The organism is Mesorhizobium sp. RSR565B (genome assembly GCF_054719465.1).
On the sequence record NZ_JBTTIE010000001.1, the window covers coordinates 1,932,242 to 1,947,521 of the forward strand.

At 63.3% G+C, this 15,280-nt stretch carries 15 protein-coding genes; 3 read left to right on the plus strand and 12 right to left on the minus strand.

What is annotated here, in order from left to right; all coding sequences use genetic code 11:
* Positions 1–5: 5 nt before the first annotated feature.
* From ACYG9R_RS09230 to ACYG9R_RS09240, 3 genes are all read right to left on the minus strand, one after another.
* The gene (locus ACYG9R_RS09230; protein WP_023823926.1) at positions 6–215 is read right to left on the minus strand and encodes a helix-turn-helix transcriptional regulator; all 210 of its coding nucleotides are present in this window, start codon (positions 213–215) and stop codon (positions 6–8) included.
* Between the two features lie 134 nt (positions 216–349).
* Positions 350–1,273, minus strand: a complete 924-nt coding sequence (locus tag ACYG9R_RS09235; RefSeq protein ID WP_023823927.1) for a hypothetical protein — start codon at positions 1,271–1,273, stop codon at positions 350–352.
* Between the two features lie 98 nt (positions 1,274–1,371).
* Positions 1,372–2,715: a site-specific integrase gene (locus tag ACYG9R_RS09240; protein WP_023823928.1), complete on the minus strand. Its 1,344-nt coding sequence runs from the start codon at positions 2,713–2,715 to the stop codon at positions 1,372–1,374.
* Positions 2,716–3,023: 308 nt separating this feature from the next.
* Here ACYG9R_RS09240 and ACYG9R_RS09245 point away from each other — a divergent pair, with 308 nt between their 5' ends.
* Complete coding sequence (locus ACYG9R_RS09245) at positions 3,024–3,413, plus strand: hypothetical protein (RefSeq protein ID WP_023683541.1); 390 nt, start codon at positions 3,024–3,026, stop codon at positions 3,411–3,413.
* Between the two features lie 48 nt (positions 3,414–3,461).
* Here ACYG9R_RS09245 and ACYG9R_RS09250 read toward each other — a convergent pair whose 3' ends face one another.
* From ACYG9R_RS09250 to msuE, 5 genes are read right to left on the minus strand one after another with little or no spacing between them, the layout of a single operon-like run.
* A complete protein-coding gene (locus ACYG9R_RS09250) occupies positions 3,462–4,226 on the minus strand; it encodes an ABC transporter ATP-binding protein (protein WP_023683542.1) in 765 nt (254 codons plus the stop codon).
* A gap of 24 nt (positions 4,227–4,250) precedes the next feature.
* On the minus strand, positions 4,251–5,249 hold the full coding sequence (locus ACYG9R_RS09255) for an ABC transporter substrate-binding protein (protein WP_023823929.1): 999 nt from the start codon (positions 5,247–5,249) through the stop codon (positions 4,251–4,253).
* A gap of 40 nt (positions 5,250–5,289) precedes the next feature.
* On the minus strand, positions 5,290–6,138 hold the full coding sequence (locus tag ACYG9R_RS09260) for an ABC transporter permease (RefSeq protein WP_023683543.1): 849 nt from the start codon (positions 6,136–6,138) through the stop codon (positions 5,290–5,292).
* A gap of 24 nt (positions 6,139–6,162) precedes the next feature.
* Entirely contained in the window at positions 6,163–7,539 is a 1,377-nt protein-coding gene (locus ACYG9R_RS09265) for an LLM class flavin-dependent oxidoreductase (protein ID WP_023683544.1), read from the minus strand.
* A 55-nt stretch (positions 7,540–7,594) separates the two neighbouring features.
* Positions 7,595–8,152: an FMN reductase gene (gene msuE / locus ACYG9R_RS09270; RefSeq protein ID WP_023683545.1), complete on the minus strand. Its 558-nt coding sequence runs from the start codon at positions 8,150–8,152 to the stop codon at positions 7,595–7,597.
* Between the two features lie 60 nt (positions 8,153–8,212).
* On the opposite strand from msuE, the gene ACYG9R_RS09275 reads away from it, so the two are divergent.
* Positions 8,213–8,410 carry a hypothetical protein gene (locus ACYG9R_RS09275; protein WP_155923261.1) on the plus strand — a complete coding sequence of 66 codons (198 nt, stop codon included), beginning with the start codon at positions 8,213–8,215 and terminating at the stop codon, positions 8,408–8,410.
* A gap of 82 nt (positions 8,411–8,492) precedes the next feature.
* Entirely contained in the window at positions 8,493–9,512 is a 1,020-nt protein-coding gene (locus ACYG9R_RS09280; RefSeq protein WP_023823931.1) for an LLM class flavin-dependent oxidoreductase, read from the plus strand.
* Positions 9,513–9,592: 80 nt separating this feature from the next.
* Here ACYG9R_RS09280 and ACYG9R_RS09285 read toward each other — a convergent pair whose 3' ends face one another.
* From ACYG9R_RS09285 to deoC, 4 genes are all read right to left on the minus strand, one after another.
* Positions 9,593–10,438, minus strand: coding sequence for a fumarylacetoacetate hydrolase family protein (locus ACYG9R_RS09285; RefSeq protein ID WP_023823932.1), 846 nt, complete (start codon positions 10,436–10,438; stop codon positions 9,593–9,595).
* 146 nt (positions 10,439–10,584) lie between these two features.
* Positions 10,585–11,316, minus strand: coding sequence for an SDR family oxidoreductase (locus tag ACYG9R_RS09290; protein WP_023703679.1), 732 nt, complete (start codon positions 11,314–11,316; stop codon positions 10,585–10,587).
* A 291-nt stretch (positions 11,317–11,607) separates the two neighbouring features.
* Complete coding sequence (locus ACYG9R_RS09295) at positions 11,608–13,980, minus strand: aldehyde dehydrogenase family protein (RefSeq protein WP_023823933.1); 2,373 nt, start codon at positions 13,978–13,980, stop codon at positions 11,608–11,610.
* 225 nt (positions 13,981–14,205) lie between these two features.
* Positions 14,206–15,255, minus strand: coding sequence for a deoxyribose-phosphate aldolase (deoC, locus tag ACYG9R_RS09300; protein WP_023823934.1), 1,050 nt, complete (start codon positions 15,253–15,255; stop codon positions 14,206–14,208).
* Between the last annotated feature and the right edge of the window lie 25 nt (positions 15,256–15,280).

Consider the following 15,280-nt stretch of genomic DNA (forward strand, 5'->3'; position numbering starts at 1 on the left):
GCACCTCACGCAGCCACTGAAGTTGATTTGCGGCGGTTGCCTTCCATCCAAGCGTCTAGGTCGGTTGTGCTGTAGACCACCGTGCGGCCGAGCTTGATGTACTCGGGGCCGTCACCGGTCAGTCTGAGCTTTTCGAGCGTGGACACTGAGAGTCCGACATGGAGGGCCGCACCATCGGTGCGGAGCCTGCGGGCGTCTTGAGTATTAGTGTTCATTTCGTTCTCCGTGCAACGCCGCGAAGGAGCGGCTAACACGATGAAATTGAACGGGATTTCGCCATTTTGTTAGAGAAAAGAACGGGAAAGAGCGGGCGCCCACTTTGTGGCCTTACAGCCCGTTATATACCTGCTTAGTGCCCGCTAATTCCCGACATTTCCCTTATTGCCTTTCTTATTGTCTTCGGATCGGGCCTGAGCGGGGACTTGGCTACGTTCTCAGCGTAATCATGCAAGTCGCCCGTTCGCTGGTCTTCTGTCATGTGGGCCGGGGGAATCCCTCCATGCCTCTCATATAGCCAGTTCTCAATTAGCCCATACTGGCCGGTGCGTCGCTTCCTCTGGGGGGGCGCCGCTATCGCGACCGCCCCGGGTAATATTGGCGCATTCAAAGCAGTCTTGAACCGATCGAGACTATCCCGGGTCACGAAAATGAGGTGATTGTCTTTCGGACCGCTTCCAAATGGGTTCATTGGCATCTGGCAAAATGTAAACCGCCCAAATGCCTGCTCCGTGCTCCAGTCTGTCGGCTTCACCGGTTCTGAAAATCCGCCGCCAATCAGTGGCCGAAGAACCGACACCAATGCCCCCCCGGCGATTCCGTCACGGATCTTGTTCTGGACTGTGAGAAACCTGGCCCAGGAATCATTTCTCTCCGCGTCGATATCGTGCGCCATCGCGCAACCAATGCGCCATACCTCGTCGTTGAAATCATAGGTCTTGCCTTTGTAGGCATGCGTAGACACTTCGATCGCTATCGGCGGGCTCCTGCTCAAGAGTAGGCGGCGAACTGCCTCGCGCTCCCAAGCCTTCGCTGAGGAAGCGCTACATTTTGGAAAGCTGATCGGTGCGGGCAGCTGCTGGCCTTTGGCGTCCGTCTTGTACTCAAGCCAAAGGTCGTATCGCTCAAGGGGGGTAAGGGGTTCCGAGCCGGTCCAATCATCAGCAAACAACGCTTCCCCGGTCTCATCAACAGCCGCAGCCAAAAACACATTGCTACCGCCGTAGTCGCGAGGCCATGCCTGCTTTGCGATCCAAAACGTCTGCCAGTCTTCCATCGCTGCACCTTTCGCGCGATGCACCTTCAGGACCGCAGGGAAACCGGTGGTGCTGCGCCGGCTTGTCGGATGGCCGTCCTATCCCTGCGGGTTCTGCCTTACCCCTTAGCGGGGTGAAGTTTCACGACGTTCTCTGTCACCGACGGAGTAGCATCGCCTAGAGCTTCAGATATTCTCTTGCCGATAGCATTTGAAGCCTTGCGCAACGGGTCGGCTTCAAGATGCGCATAGCGTTCTGTCGTGCGCGATTGCGTATGGCCAAGCAACTTGCCGACGATCGGCAGGCCAAGATTGGCGCCGACGCCTATTGAGGCATGGGTGTGCCGCAAATCGTGGATGCGGACCCTAAAACCCGGATTGTCGGCCTGAGCAGCCAAGCCAGCGCGCTTGCGGATCATCAGCCACGGTCGCTTGAGGTCGGCACGTGGCCTACTTTCCATCTTGCCGTTCTTGAGCTTTCTAGGTTTGCCCGGGATGACGTAGCGGTCGATCCTCAACAGTTCAGACAAAACCATCTGTGCCGGCGCGTTCAAGATGATGGTCTTCTGGCCGGTCTTGCTATCGGGCAGGAGCAGGAGACCGCGCTCAAGGTCAACCATCTCCCATGTGAGGTGAAGGATTTCGCGCAGCCTGGCGCCGGTCAGGATGAACAACCGCAGAGCGGCGGCCGATGCCGGGTCTAGCTTGATCAGCCGATTGCCGGCCTTGGGGGCGTGTTTGATCTTTTTCGCGGGGTCCGGCTCCCAAGGAATGCCAACGGTCTCAGCTTCTCGGATAGCGGACCCGAGCCGCAGGATTTCTTCCGACGACAGGAACCGCTCCCGCTTGGCCTCCCGATATTTGGCGATGCCGGCAGCTGGGTTTTCCATCTTAGGCAGAACCTTGCCCTTGATCGCCCAGCCGTACATTGAGCTGACAACGTCGCGTACCCGGTTCGCGGTCGTCGGCTTTGCCTTCATGCTGATGTGCAGTCCGGCAATATCGCTCGGGGTCACTGCTACTGCCTTGCGAGTTCCGAACTGCGGCACCGCATAAGCGTTGAGCATATGGGCGTACTGAGCGTGGGTGTTCGCCTTCTTCAGGGCTTCGATATGATGCAGGAACGCATCCGCCAGTTTGGCAAACGTGATGGCGCCGCGTTCCTCGGCTCTATCGCGTGAAGGGTCTTGTCCCTTGACGACAGAGGCCAGGAGGTCTTTGGCCACGTCGCGGGCTTGGTCTGGCGTCACCTTGCCAACCTTGGCAATTGTCACGCGCTTGACCGGGGCCGAGCGGCCGGTGCCGGCACGATAGCGGACGATATAGGACATGCCGCCAGTGGCGCGCACACGAAGGCCAAACCCGATCAACTCGCTATCGAACACATAGAAGTCTGTGCCGTTCGGCTTCGTGGCGTCCACCACGCGCTTCGTGATTTTGACTGACTTGGCGCCTTCGGACATACTGTGCCACCACTTAGAGGGTCGGGGCACCGCCAGGGCACCATAAAATAGGAAACCCGGCGATGCTTGCGGAAACACCGTAGCTGATTTGCGTTGAAAACAATAGCTTTCCGGATACTAGCTGCAACGAACGGAAGCAGAACGAAAGAAAGGCCCTATGAATGGCATTCAAGAGGTCGTCGGTTCGATCCCGATTGGCTCCACCAAACAGTCTTTTTCCGACGCTCGGTTTCGCGGCATTCGTGCTTGTCGCCTGCCAGTCGGCGCCTGAACCATCATCGCCGCCGCCAACGCCCGCACCTCAGCCCATGGCGCCTGCCGCGATCTCTGCTCCTGATGGTGCGGCGGTCCTCGATCCATCCGTGCGGGTTATGCCGCCCGGCGAAGGCGTCCCGGCCAAGTATGTCGCGTTTTCCGGCATATGGGGCGGACAGCTGGACGGGATGTATGACGGCAAGCTCGCCGTGCTGACGATTACGCGCGGCGGCAATGTCACCGCCACCTATGCCTGGGGCGATGTCGCCGACAACAAACCGGGCGTGGCCGACGGCGAAGGCAAGATTTTCGGCAACACGTTGAAACTGCGGCGTCTTCCCAATGGCGCGGACGTCAGCGCGGTCATTCAGGCGGACGGAACGCTGGCCGTCACCTATGGGCTTGCCGACCGAACCTATACGGGCACGTTCACCAAGCAATAATTGCGAGAGCTAATCTTCCGGGGGAGCCACGGCTGGCCCCTTCCCCGATCAGTGCAGGCCGAATTCGCGCAGCAGTTCTTCGCGATAGCGCACGAAGCGGCTCTCGCTGCGCTCGCGCGGGCGTGGCAGGTCGATGTCGATCAACCGCGCCGCGCCGCCTTTCTCCTTGGGCAGGATCAGCACCCGGTCGGCAAGATAGATCGCCTCCTCCAGATCGTGGGTGACCATCACCATGGTGACGTTCTCCTCGCTCCAGATGCGCGCCAGTTCCTCCTGCATGCCGATCTTGGTCATGGCGTCCAGCGCCCCCAGCGGCTCGTCGAGCAGAAGGATCTCGGGCTGCACGGTGAGCGCCCGGGCGATGCCGACGCGCTGCGCCATGCCGCCGGAAAGCTGGCTCGGAAAAGCATCGGCGAATTCGGCAAGGCCGACCAGGGCGACGTAGAAGCGGGCGCGTTCCTCGGCCTGCCTCTTGGGAACACCGCGCACTTCGAGGCCGAACGCGACATTGCCGAGCACGCTCAGCCACGGCAGCAGCCGCGGCTCCTGGAAGATCACGGCACGCTCGGCGCCGACGCCATGCACCGGCTGGCCGTCGATCGCGACACCGCCGCTGTCGGCCGCCTCCAGTCCGGCCAGAATACGCAGCAACGTGGTCTTGCCGGAGCCGCTGGCGCCGACAATGACCAGGCATTCCCCCGAACGAATGTCGAGGTTGAGCGTCCGCAGCACGGCAAGCTGGCGCCCGCCGAGGCTGAAGGATTTGGACAGGTCGCGGATCGAGACCTCCCCGCCGCGGTTGGAACCGGTCATCTCATCTCTCAGCTATTTCAGAGCTCAGTTGATCTTGGTTTCGCCGGGCCGGTACAGGATGTCGGCGGCTTTCAGCTTGCCCTTGGCCAGACGGCCGTCGCGCTCCAGCACGGCGACCCAGAAGTCGATGTCGCGGTCGGTCGCCTGCGCACCTTCGCGCAGACCAAAGCCGGTCCAGTAGCGGGCGAGATCGCCGTTTTCACCGCGCTTGTCGAGGATAGTGGCCAGCACCTTGCGGGCTTCGTCCGGGTTCTGGCGCGACCAGTCCGAGGCGCGCGCCGACTGTTCGACGAAGTTGCGCGCCGCATCCGGGTTGGCGGCAATGAAGTCGCGCCTGAGTACGACGAAGCCGCCGGCGAGTTCGCCGAGCACCTGCGTGTCGTCGAACACGCCGCGCACGCCGCCATTGGCGACCAGCGCGCCGGCAAAGGTCGCCTGCCAGTAGCCGAGGCCGGCAATGTCGACCTGGCGCGAGCGCAGCGTCTGCTCAAGCTGCGGGCCGGGCACGACAATGAGGTTGGCGGCGGTCGGCGGCAGGCCGACGCTGTGCAGGGCCTCACGCACCGTATAGTCGAGATGAGCGCCGAGCGTGTTGACAGAGATGGTCTTGCCGGCAATGTCGGCGATCGATTTGATCGGGCTGTCTTCCAGCACGTAGAAGACGCTCTTCACATCCTTGTTGATGCCGTTGCTCGGATACGCCGCGACGAAGTCGTTGCCGCCCGAGATCGAGTTGATCACCGCTGCGGTGGCGGCCGAGCCGATGTCGACGCTGCCGGAAGACAGCGCAAACAGCGATTCCGGTCCACCCGAGGAATAGCCGACATTCTCCAACTCGACGCCGAGCCCTTTGAAGTAGCCGAGCTCGTCGGCCATCTCGTGCGGGGAGATGCTGCCACGGCTGGCGAGGTAGCGGAACTTGACGGCTGCGGCTTGCGCAAAGGCCAGGCGCGGCAGGCCGGCGGCGATGAGGCCGGCGGCAAGCGGCGCGCCGGCAAGCAGCGAACGGCGGGTGATTTTCATGATCGGGTCCTTGTGAGGTAAACGGTGAGGGGCGGACTGCTCAGTTGACAGGATTGCTCCAGCGACAGAGCCGCCGCTGCAGGGTGACCAATGCCTGGTTGGCGATCAGGCCAAGCCCGGCGAGGATGACGATTGCCGCAAACATCAGCGGGATCTGGAAATTGTACTGCGCGTTCATCACCTGGAAGCCGATGCCCTTGTTGGCACCTATCATCTCGGACGCGATCAGCAGCAGCAGCGCCGTGGTGGCGCTCAGCCGCAAGCCGACGAAGATCGACGGCACGGCGCCCGGCAGTACGACGCGGCGAAACACGGTGAGCCGGCTCGCACCATAGACGCGCGCCATTTCAAGCAGCTTGGGATCGACTTCCTTGACGCCGCTGGTGGTATTGAGCAGCAGCGGAAACAGCGTCGCCCAGAAGATGACGAAGATCTTCGAGGTCTCGCCAAGTCCCAAGAGCAGGATGAACACCGGGTAGAGCGCCAGTGCAGAGGTCTGCCGGAACACCTGCAGGATCGGATCGAGCGCGGTTTCGACCGGGCGCACCTGGCCCATGAACAGGCCGAGCGGAATGGCGACGGCCACGGCTGCGGCAAAGGCGATGCCGGCGCGCTGCAGGCTGATGGCGATGTCGCCGAGCAGGCTGCCGCCGGCAAGCCCCTTCCAGAGCGCTTCGACGATCATGTCGATCGGCGGCAGCACCGCCGCGTTGACCCATCCGACGCTGCTCGCCACCTGCCAGAGCGCCAGGAAGCCGGCAAGCACGCCGTAGCGCTTCAGGAAGCGAACAGCAGCCCGGCCGCCGAGGCGCAGAAAGTCGGTGCCGAGCCCGGTTTCGCCACCACTGCGGCGAACCGTGATTTGCCGATCGATGTGCTGCAACGTCATTGCTTCACCCCTTCGATGCCAAGGTCATTCGGCGGCAAGGACGGTCGAGCGGGCGACGGTCCATGGATTTTCCGGGCGCCTGAGACCGAGATTCTCGCGCAGCGTGCGGCCTTCGTAAGCCGTGCGGAACAGGCCGCGCCGCTGCAGCTCGGGAATGACCAGGTCGACGAAATCGTCGAGCGCGCCGGGCAGCCAGGGCGGCAGGATGTTGAAGCCGTCGGCCGCCTCGCTGGTGAACCATTCCTCCAGCTGATCGGCGACCTGCGTGACGCTGCCGACGATGGTGTAGTGGCCGCGCGCCGTCGCTACCCATTGGTAAAGCTGGCGGATGCTGAAATTGTGCTCGTCGGCAATCTGCCGGATCAGCGCCTGGCGGCTTTTCATGCCTTCGGTTTCCTTGCTCGGCGGCAACGGGCCGTCGAGCGGATAGCCCCTGATGTCGAGCGTCTGGCCGGCCAGCCCGTTGAGCAGGGCGACACCGTCCTCGGGCAGGATAAGGTCGTTAAGCTGTTGGTATTTGGCACGGGCCTCGTCCTCGGTGCGGCCGACGAAGGGCGCGACGCCCGGCATGATCAGCACCTGGTCGGGATCGCGGCCGACTTCAGCCACGCGCGCCTTGATGTCGCGGTAGAATTCCTGCGCCGTCTCGAGCTTCTGATGGGCCGTGAAGATGACCTCGGCCGAGTGCGCGGCAAGCCCACGGCCGTCTTCCGACTGCCCCGCTTGTACGACAACCGGATGTCCTTGCACCGGGCGCGGCACGTTGAGCGGACCCTTGACGCTGAAATGCTCGCCCTTGTGGTCGATGTCGTGCAATCTGTCCTTGTCGTAGAAACGGCCCGACTGCTTGTCGCGGATGAAGGCGTCATCCTCCCAGCTGTCCCACAGCGCCTTGACCGTCTCGACATGCTCATGCGCCCTGGCATAGCGCTCGGCATGGCTGGGCTGGACGTCGCGGTTGAAATTGCGTGCCGTTTCGTCGCCGGCCGAGGTCACCACGTTCCAGCCGGCGCGGCCGTTCGACAACAGGTCGAGCGAAGCGAATTTGCGCGCCAGCGTGTAAGGCTCCTCATAAGTGGTGGACGCCGTTGCGATGAAGCCGAGATGCGTCGTCAGCGGCGCCAGCGCCGCAAACAGCGTCACCGGCTCGAAACCGGCGATCTTGGCATTGCCGCCCTCGCGGGCGCCGAGGCCGACGGTCAGGTTGTCGGCCAGGAAATAGGCGTCGAACAGGCCGCGCTCGGCGGTCAGCGCCAGTTGCTTGTGGAACTCGAAATTGGTGGCGCCGTCGGCCGGCGCATCGGGATGACGCCAGGCGGCGATATGCTGCCCGCCGCCGGGCAGGAAGGCGCCGAGCTTGATCTGCCGCGGCCTGCTATCGGACTTGCTGGCTCGAGTCATTGCAGGCGTCCTTCTGGTCTATGCGGGATGGACTATTGCGTCGCGGATCGTGGTTTCAGGCGGCAAGGACGACGCTGTAGGGCACGCCGGCCACCCGGCATGCCTCGGCGACCGCCTGCCGGGCTCGCGCCTTGACTGCCTCTGACACCAGCACGCCATCTGCAAAGTCCTTGTCCGAGGCGTAGATCGCGGTCGGCAGGGTCTGCGCCTCGAAGAAGCCGAACAACGGCCGCAACTGGTGTTCGACGACAAGCGAATGACGCTCGCCGCCGCCTGTTGCCGCCAGGATGATCGGCTTGCCGCGAAGCGACGACGGGTCGAGCAGGTCGAAGAAGTGCTTGAACAGCCCGGTGTAGCTGCCCTTGAAGGTCGGGGAGCCGACCACCAGCACGTCGGCGCCGAGCAGCTGCTCGATAATACCGCGCGCCGCCGGATCGAGATCGCCAAGCTGTCTTGCAGGCGCAAAGGACGGGCCGAGATCCTCGATGTCGAAAACGCTCAAAGCCGAGCCGGCCCGGCTCGCCACCTCACCGGCGATGTGGCTGACGAATGCCTTCGTCTTGGACGGACGGGTCAGGTTGCCGGACAACCCCACCACCAGCTTTTTTGACATCCGAGGCTCCTTCTCGCAGACGCACTATCCGCATTAAGCCTACCGATTTTGTAGAATTAAATGAGCGAGAAGATTTCAAAACCGGGCTCTGAAGCGAATGGAGTTTGCGGTACATCGCCTTTGGTTGGTTCATTTGGCCCCAAAAGCGCCGCGGCAGATGCTGACGCGGTCGCGCAAGGCATCGCCGGGGACCATGGCCTTGGTCCTTTGCGCACCGATGGGTATCGTTGCGAAACCGTCAAGGGGCGGCGGCATTGACACTGCGTTGTGTGAGTGTCGATTGAACCCGATCGCGTGGGCGACGAAGTAGGCAACTGGAATCAAAGAACAGGATGCGCGCATGAAAAAGATCGGCTTTCTTTCCTTCGGCCATTGGTCGCCCTCGTCGCAATCGCAGACGCGCTCGGCGTCCGACGCGCTGCTGCAGTCGATCGACCTGGCCGTCGCCGCCGAGGAGCTGGGCGCGGACGGCGCCTATTTCCGCGTCCATCATTTTGCCCGCCAGCTCGCTTCGCCGTTTCCGCTTCTGGCCGCGGTCGGCGCCCGCACCAGCCGCATCGAGATCGGCACCGCCGTCATCGACATGCGCTATGAGAATCCGCTGTATATGGCCGAGGATGCGGGTGCTGCCGACCTGATCGCCGGTGGCCGGCTGCAGCTTGGCATCAGCCGCGGTTCGCCGGAGCAGGTGATCGACGGCTGGCGCTACTTCGGCTACGTGCCGCAGGACGGCAAAAGCGATGCCGACATGGCGCGCAACCATGCCGAGGTGTTTCTGGACGTGCTGCGCGGCGAAGGTTTCGCGCAACCCAATCCGCGGCCGATGTTCCCCAATCCTCCGGGAATGCTGCGGCTCGAGCCATTCTCGGCCGGCCTGCGCGACCGGATCTGGTGGGGTGCCGCTACCAACGCCACCGCCGAATGGGCGGGCAAGCTCGGCATGAACCTGCAAAGTTCAACGCTGAAGTTCGATGAGAGCGGCCAGCCGCTCCACATCCAGCAGGCCGAACAGATCCGCGCTTATCGCGCGGCGTGGAAGGAGGCCGGCCATGCGCGCGAGCCGCGCGTGTCGGTCAGCCGCAGCATCTTTGCGCTGGTGAACGACCGCGACCGCGCCTATTTCGGCGGCGGCAGCAGCGAAGATCATTTCGGCTATATCGAGCCTGAGAAGCTTGCCGTCTTCGGCCGCTCCTATGCCGCGGAGCCCGATGTGCTGATCGATCAGCTGAAAGAGGACGAAGCGATCGCCGAGGCCGACACGCTGCTTCTGACCGTCCCCAACCAGCTCGGCGTCGAGTACAACGCCCACTTCATCGAGGCGATCCTGAAGCACGTCGCGCCGGCTCTCGGCTGGCGCTGACAAGAGGCGCCAGCCGCCGGGGAAACAAAGAGATTGAGCGTTTCGCCGGCAAACGGTGAAACGCTCAAGAGAAGAGATGGCTAAACATCCGCCTTGAAGGTCTGCTTCTGCTGGCCGAGCCCCTCGATGCCCAGTTCCACCACATCGCCAGCCTTCAAGAACACCGGCGGCTTCATGCCCAGCCCAACGCCGGGCGGGGTGCCGGTGGAGATGATGTCGCCAGGATGCAGCGACATGAACTGGCTGAGATAGGAAACGAGATAGGCGACGCCGTAGACCATGGTCCTGGTCGAGCCGTTCTGCATCGTCTTGCCGTTGACCGTCAGCCACATTTTGAGGTTCTGCGGATCGGCAACCTCGTCCTTGGTGACAAGCCACGGCCCGGTCGGACCGAACGTGTCGCAGCTCTTGCCCTTGGTCCACTGGCCCTGGCGCTCGGCCTGGAAGGCTCGCTCGGACACGTCATGGGCAACGGCATAGCCGGCGACATAATCCAGCGCCTCGGCTTCGCTGACATATTTGGCTTTTCTGCCGATGACCACGGCGAGTTCAACCTCCCAGTCGGTCTTTTCCGAACCGCGCGGGATCAGCACATCATCGTCGGGGCCGACAATGGCCGAACTCGCCTTCATGAAGATGATCGGCTCCGGCGGCACGGTGGCGCCGGTTTCGGAGGCATGATCGGAATAATTCAGGCCGATGCAGATGAACTTGCCCGTGCCGGCGACGCAGGCGCCGAGGCGCGGCTTGCCGGAAACCACCGGCAGCGACTTCGGATCGAGCTTCGACAATGTCTCGAGCGATGCCGGATCGAGCGCCTTGCCGGCAATGTCGGCGACATGACCTGAAAGATCGCGGATCGTGCCATCCGCATCGAGCAGGCCGGGGCGTTCGTTCCCTATCTCGCCATAGCGCAGCAGTTTCATCTTGCTCTCCAAATTGTGGCCCAAGGCCGTTTTCAAAACTCGCTCCGCCAAGCGATGACTGGGCGGACTCTGGCTATCGGACCCGACCTGGGGCAAGCCGGACTTTAGAACTGTTCGAGCCTGGACCTGCGGATCAAGGCTATTGCTCAGATCGACCAGCCGCCGTCGATATTATAGGCCTGCCCTGAGGTGTACGTGGCACCGGCCAGATAAACCGCAAGATCGGCGATTTCCTCGGGCGTGCCGAGACGGCCCATCGGCTGGCGGGCGATGAAGGCCGCCCGGGCGGCGTCATAGTCGCCCTGCGCATGCATGCGGTCCTGCAGCGACGGGCTTTCGACTGTGCCGGGGCAGATGGCGTTGCAGCGAATGCCCTTGGCGACATAGTCGGCGGCGACCGCCTTGGTCAGGCCGATCACGGCCGCCTTGGTGACGCCATAGGCGAAACGGCTGGGCACACCCTTGCCGGCGCCGGCGACGGACGACATGTTGATGATCGAGCCATCGCCGCGCTCCAGCATGCCGGGCAGCACAGCCCGAATGGTGCGGATCATGGCCCGGACATTGAGATTGAAGGCGAAGTCGAGATCGGCATCCTTCATCTCGAGGATCGAGCCGGAATGAACGAAGCCGGCGCAGTTGAACAGCACGTCGACGCGGCCGATTTCGGCGAAGCCCGATGTCACGGCATCATCGTTGAGGACGTCGAGCTTGCGGGTCTTGATGCCGGAGGTCTTGGCGAGTTCGGCCAGCAGCGCCTCGTTGATGTCGGTGGCGTGCACGATGGCACCTGCCTTGGCGAAGGCCAATGCGCTCGCTCTGCCGATGCCTTGTGCCGCCGCGGTGACGACAACGACCTTGCCTGCCAGATCCGCCATGCGTTTCTCCTCGCCCTCTTTGGCCACTGCTCGGCCCGATTTACTGCCGGCTGACTGGGGCGTCCTGTGCCAGACAGGCGCGACTATGCGGCCTGCACAATCCATCAGTCCTTAAATAACAAATGTTTTTTCTGGTTAAAGAACACATGTCCAAGCGTCAAGCCCGAACGCGATCACCTTCGCGACGGCTGATGTAATGCACATCGCTTGCTCTGATGCAACAACATGTATGACAACCGGACAAGAGTCACGCTGCCATGGTTCACTCAAGCACAGCGCGCTTCGGCGGCATTAGTCGCCGTATGGCACCCAGACGTTCTTCACTTCGACGGCGCGGCGCAGCAGGGCATCGCCGGCGGCCTCGTCGGACGCCCAGTCGAGGCTGCGGCCGTTGCCGGTCCAGACGCGCTTGAGATTGCCGACGGAATCGGCCTCCGCTTTGGCGCAAGTGTCGGCATCGGCAAACAGCCAGAGCCCGTCGACATCGTCATGCTTGGCCAGCACGCCGGCAAGCTCCGCCGTGCGGCCGGTGACGATGTTGATGGCGCCTGCCGGAACGTCGGAATATTCGATCACCTGGTAGAGATCGGTGGCAAGCAGCGGGTATTTTTCCGACGGCACGGCCACCACCGTGTTGCCCATGGCAAGCGCAGGTGCGATCAGGGAGATCAAGCCGAGCAGCGGCGCGCTGTCCGGGGCGACGATGCCGAGGACGCCGACCGGCTCGTGCAAAGCGAGCGTGACGGCGCGGGCCGGTGGCTGATGCACCCTGCCCTCATACTTGTCGGCAAGGCCGGCATAGAGGAACAGGCGCTCGATCGATTGTTCCACTTCCTCCCGCGCGGCCTTGGCGTTGGCGCCGGTCAGTTCGGTCAAGCGTGCGGTAAACTCGCCGGCACGGCCGGACAGATTTTCGGCGAGATAATAGAGCACCTGGGAGCGATTGTAGGCGGTCGCCTCCGGCCACGCCTTGCAGGCGCGGGCGGCGGCAACGGCGTCGCGGATGTCCTTGCGGCTGCCGAGACCGACTTCGCCGGCGAGCTTGCCCTTGGCAGTGGCTATCGCCAGCGAATAATTGCCGTCGGGCCGCACCTGCTTGCCGCCGATGAACAGCTTTGCGGTACGATCGATGGCGCCGCCATCCGATTGCTCGACCGGCTGCGCCGAAGACGCCGTCGGCTTGATCACGGGACCAAGCGGCAGTTTCACCGACAGATATTCGAACATGCCCTCGCGGCCGCCTTCACGGCCAAAACCGCTTTCGCGGTAGCCGCCGAAGCCGCAGGCTGCATCGAACATGTTGGTGCCGTTGACCCAGACGACGCCGGCCTTCAGCTGCGGCGCGACATGCAGCGCGAGATTGATGTTTTCGCTCCACACCGAGGCGGCCAGCCCATAGCGCGTGTTGTTGGCAAGCTCGATCGCTTCCTCGGTGTTGCGGAAGGTCATGGTGGCCAGAACCGGACCGAACACCTCTTCCTGCGCCAATATATTTGCCGGCGAAACACCGGTGGCGAGCGTCGGCAGGTGGTAGTAGCCGGAAGACGGCAGCACCGCGTCGGGCTGCCAGCAGACGGCGCCCTGTCTGGCGCCTTCGGCGACCAGGCCCTTGACGCGGTCGAGCTGTGTGGCGTCGACCAGCGGTCCGATATCGGTGTTCTTGTCGAGCGGGCTGCCGACGCGAAGCCGGCTCATCCTGACCTTGACCTTTGCGATCAACGCGTCGGCAATGCCTTCCTGCACCAGAAGCCGCGAGCCTGCGCAGCAGACCTGGCCCTGGTTGAACCAGATGCCGTCGACCAGTCCTTCGACGGCGCTGTCGAGATCGGCGTCCTCGAAGACGATGAAGGCCGATTTGCCGCCAAGCTCCAATGACAGCTTCTTGCCCGATCCAGCCGTGGCTTTCCTGATGATCTTGCCGACCTCCGAAGAGCCGGTGAAGGCGATCTTCTGGATGCCGGGATGGTTGACGATGGCGACGCCCGCTTCCGGCCCGCCCTGGACGATGTTGACGACGCCCTTGGGCACGCCGGCACGCTCGCAGATCTCGGCAAACAGGATGGCGGTGAGCGGCGTGAACTCGGCCGGCTTCAGCACCACCGTGCAGCCGGCGGCGAGCGCCGGCGCAATCTTCCAGGCCAGCATCAGCAGCGGGAAATTCCATGGGATGATCTGGCCGACGACGCCGACACCCTTGTGGCCTGGGAAATCCTTGTCCAGCGCCTGTGCCCAGCCGGCATGATGGATGAAATGGCGGATGGCCAGCGGCACGTCGATGTCGCGGCTTTCGCGGATCGGCTTGCCGTTGTCGATTGACTCAAGCACTGCGAACAGGCGCTGATGACGCTGCATCGCGCGGCCAATGGCGTAAAGCACTTTTGCGCGCTGGTAGCCCGAGGATGCCGACCATTTCGGTAAGGCCCTGGTGGCTGCGGCGACGGCTGCGTCGATATCGGCGGCGCCGGCATCGGAGATCTTGGCCAGCAGCTTGCCGGATGAGGGTTCGCTGGTCTCGAAGGTCTTGCCGCCGCCTGCTGCCTTCCAGCCGCCGTCGATGAACAGCGCCTTGCCGAAATCGCGTCCGGCAAGCCAGGCATCGGCCTCGGTGCGGGCTTCCGGCGCCGGGCCGTATTCCATGGCGTGATAGCGTTCGAGAATGTTCATGACGCGCTCCAGATAATCGTCTTGGCAGGCGCTCTGTGGCGCCCCCCTCTGTCCTGCCGGACATCTCCCCCACAAGGAGGGAGATTAGCCTTCGCGCCTGTCGGCTCTGAAACGTCGACAATTGGCGAAATCGCCGACGTTAGCCAATCTCTCCCCAATCGGGGGAGATGTCCGGCAGGACAGAGGGAGGCGCGAAGGAACTCGACGTTCAAGGCCTTCTCCGCCTCACGCCATCGCGTGGCGGTGATTGGCCGAATAATGCCCGGTCAGATGGTGCTCGAGCTGGCGCTCGATGTCGGTGAGCAGGCTCGAGGCGCCGAAGCGGAACAGGTCTGGCTCCAGCCATGGCCGGCCGAGCTCCTCCTTCATCAGCACCAGCCAGTCGAGCGAAGCCTTGGCTGTAGAGATGCCGCCGGCCGGCTTGAAGCCGATGAGAAAGCCGGTCTCCTCGAAATAGGCTCGGATGGCGCGCACCATGGCGAGGCCGACGGGCAGCGTGGCGTTGACGCTTTCCTTGCCGGTCGAGGTCTTGATGAAATCGGCGCCCGCCATCATCGCCACCATCGAGGCCAGCATGACATTTCGCAGCGTGGCGAGGTCGCCGGTGCCGAGGATAACCTTGAGATGCGCATCACCGCAGGCTTCGCGCATCGAGACGATCTCGTTGTAGAGCTCCTGCCATTTGGCGCCGAAGACGAGGCCGCGCGGGATGACGACGTCGATCTCGTCGGCGCCGTCGCGCACCGAAGCCTCGATCTCCTGCAGGCGGGTCGACAGCGGCGCAAGGCCGTGCGGGAAAGCGGTGGAAACGGCGGCGACATGGATGCCGGTGCCGCGCACGGCATCAACAGCCGTCGCGACGAATGGATAATAGACGCAGACCGCCGCCGGGCGGATTTTTTCGCCCTCGATGCCAAGCCCCTCGACGATGTCGCGGCGGAACGGGTTGATCGCCTTGGCGCACAGGCGGCGGACGCGCTCTTCGGTGTCGTTGGAATTCAGCGTCGTCAAATCCATGCAGGAGACGGCGCGCAGCAGCCATGCCGCCTGGTTGTCGGCCTTGATCGAACGACGCTTGGTCAGGCTGGCGACGCGGCGCTCCAGCGCCGAGCGATTGACCGAGCGCACCGATTCCATGAAGCCGAGATCGAGCCGCATGCCGGTGTTGCGGGCGATGCCATGCGATTGCGGAACGGGCGTGTTGGCTGCGGCACGCGCCGGCAGCGGCGTGACCTTGGACCCGCCGAGATCGGCTTCGCGGATTGTGCTGCTCATCTCCTGCCCTTTCGCTCGACGATTT

What these genes read in the sequence shown, in the direction of transcription:
- ACYG9R_RS09230 (WP_023823926.1), bottom strand. Translation starts at nt 215, where the DNA reads ATGAACACTAATACTCAAGACGCCCGCAGGCTCCGCACCGATGGTGCG.
- ACYG9R_RS09235 (WP_023823927.1), bottom strand. Translation starts at nt 1,273, where the DNA reads ATGGAAGACTGGCAGACGTTTTGGATCGCAAAGCAGGCATGGCCTCGC.
- ACYG9R_RS09240 (WP_023823928.1), bottom strand. Translation starts at nt 2,715, where the DNA reads ATGTCCGAAGGCGCCAAGTCAGTCAAAATCACGAAGCGCGTGGTGGAC.
- ACYG9R_RS09245 (WP_023683541.1), top strand. Translation starts at nt 3,024, where the DNA reads ATGGCGCCTGCCGCGATCTCTGCTCCTGATGGTGCGGCGGTCCTCGAT.
- ACYG9R_RS09250 (WP_023683542.1), bottom strand. Translation starts at nt 4,226, where the DNA reads ATGACCGGTTCCAACCGCGGCGGGGAGGTCTCGATCCGCGACCTGTCC.
- ACYG9R_RS09255 (WP_023823929.1), bottom strand. Translation starts at nt 5,249, where the DNA reads ATGAAAATCACCCGCCGTTCGCTGCTTGCCGGCGCGCCGCTTGCCGCC.
- ACYG9R_RS09260 (WP_023683543.1), bottom strand. Translation starts at nt 6,138, where the DNA reads ATGACGTTGCAGCACATCGATCGGCAAATCACGGTTCGCCGCAGTGGT.
- ACYG9R_RS09265 (WP_023683544.1), bottom strand. Translation starts at nt 7,539, where the DNA reads ATGACTCGAGCCAGCAAGTCCGATAGCAGGCCGCGGCAGATCAAGCTC.
- msuE (WP_023683545.1), bottom strand. Translation starts at nt 8,152, where the DNA reads ATGTCAAAAAAGCTGGTGGTGGGGTTGTCCGGCAACCTGACCCGTCCG.
- ACYG9R_RS09275 (WP_155923261.1), top strand. Translation starts at nt 8,213, where the DNA reads ATGAGCGAGAAGATTTCAAAACCGGGCTCTGAAGCGAATGGAGTTTGC.
- ACYG9R_RS09280 (WP_023823931.1), top strand. Translation starts at nt 8,493, where the DNA reads ATGAAAAAGATCGGCTTTCTTTCCTTCGGCCATTGGTCGCCCTCGTCG.
- ACYG9R_RS09285 (WP_023823932.1), bottom strand. Translation starts at nt 10,438, where the DNA reads ATGAAACTGCTGCGCTATGGCGAGATAGGGAACGAACGCCCCGGCCTG.
- ACYG9R_RS09290 (WP_023703679.1), bottom strand. Translation starts at nt 11,316, where the DNA reads ATGGCGGATCTGGCAGGCAAGGTCGTTGTCGTCACCGCGGCGGCACAA.
- ACYG9R_RS09295 (WP_023823933.1), bottom strand. Translation starts at nt 13,980, where the DNA reads ATGAACATTCTCGAACGCTATCACGCCATGGAATACGGCCCGGCGCCG.
- deoC (WP_023823934.1), bottom strand. Translation starts at nt 15,255, where the DNA reads ATGAGCAGCACAATCCGCGAAGCCGATCTCGGCGGGTCCAAGGTCACG.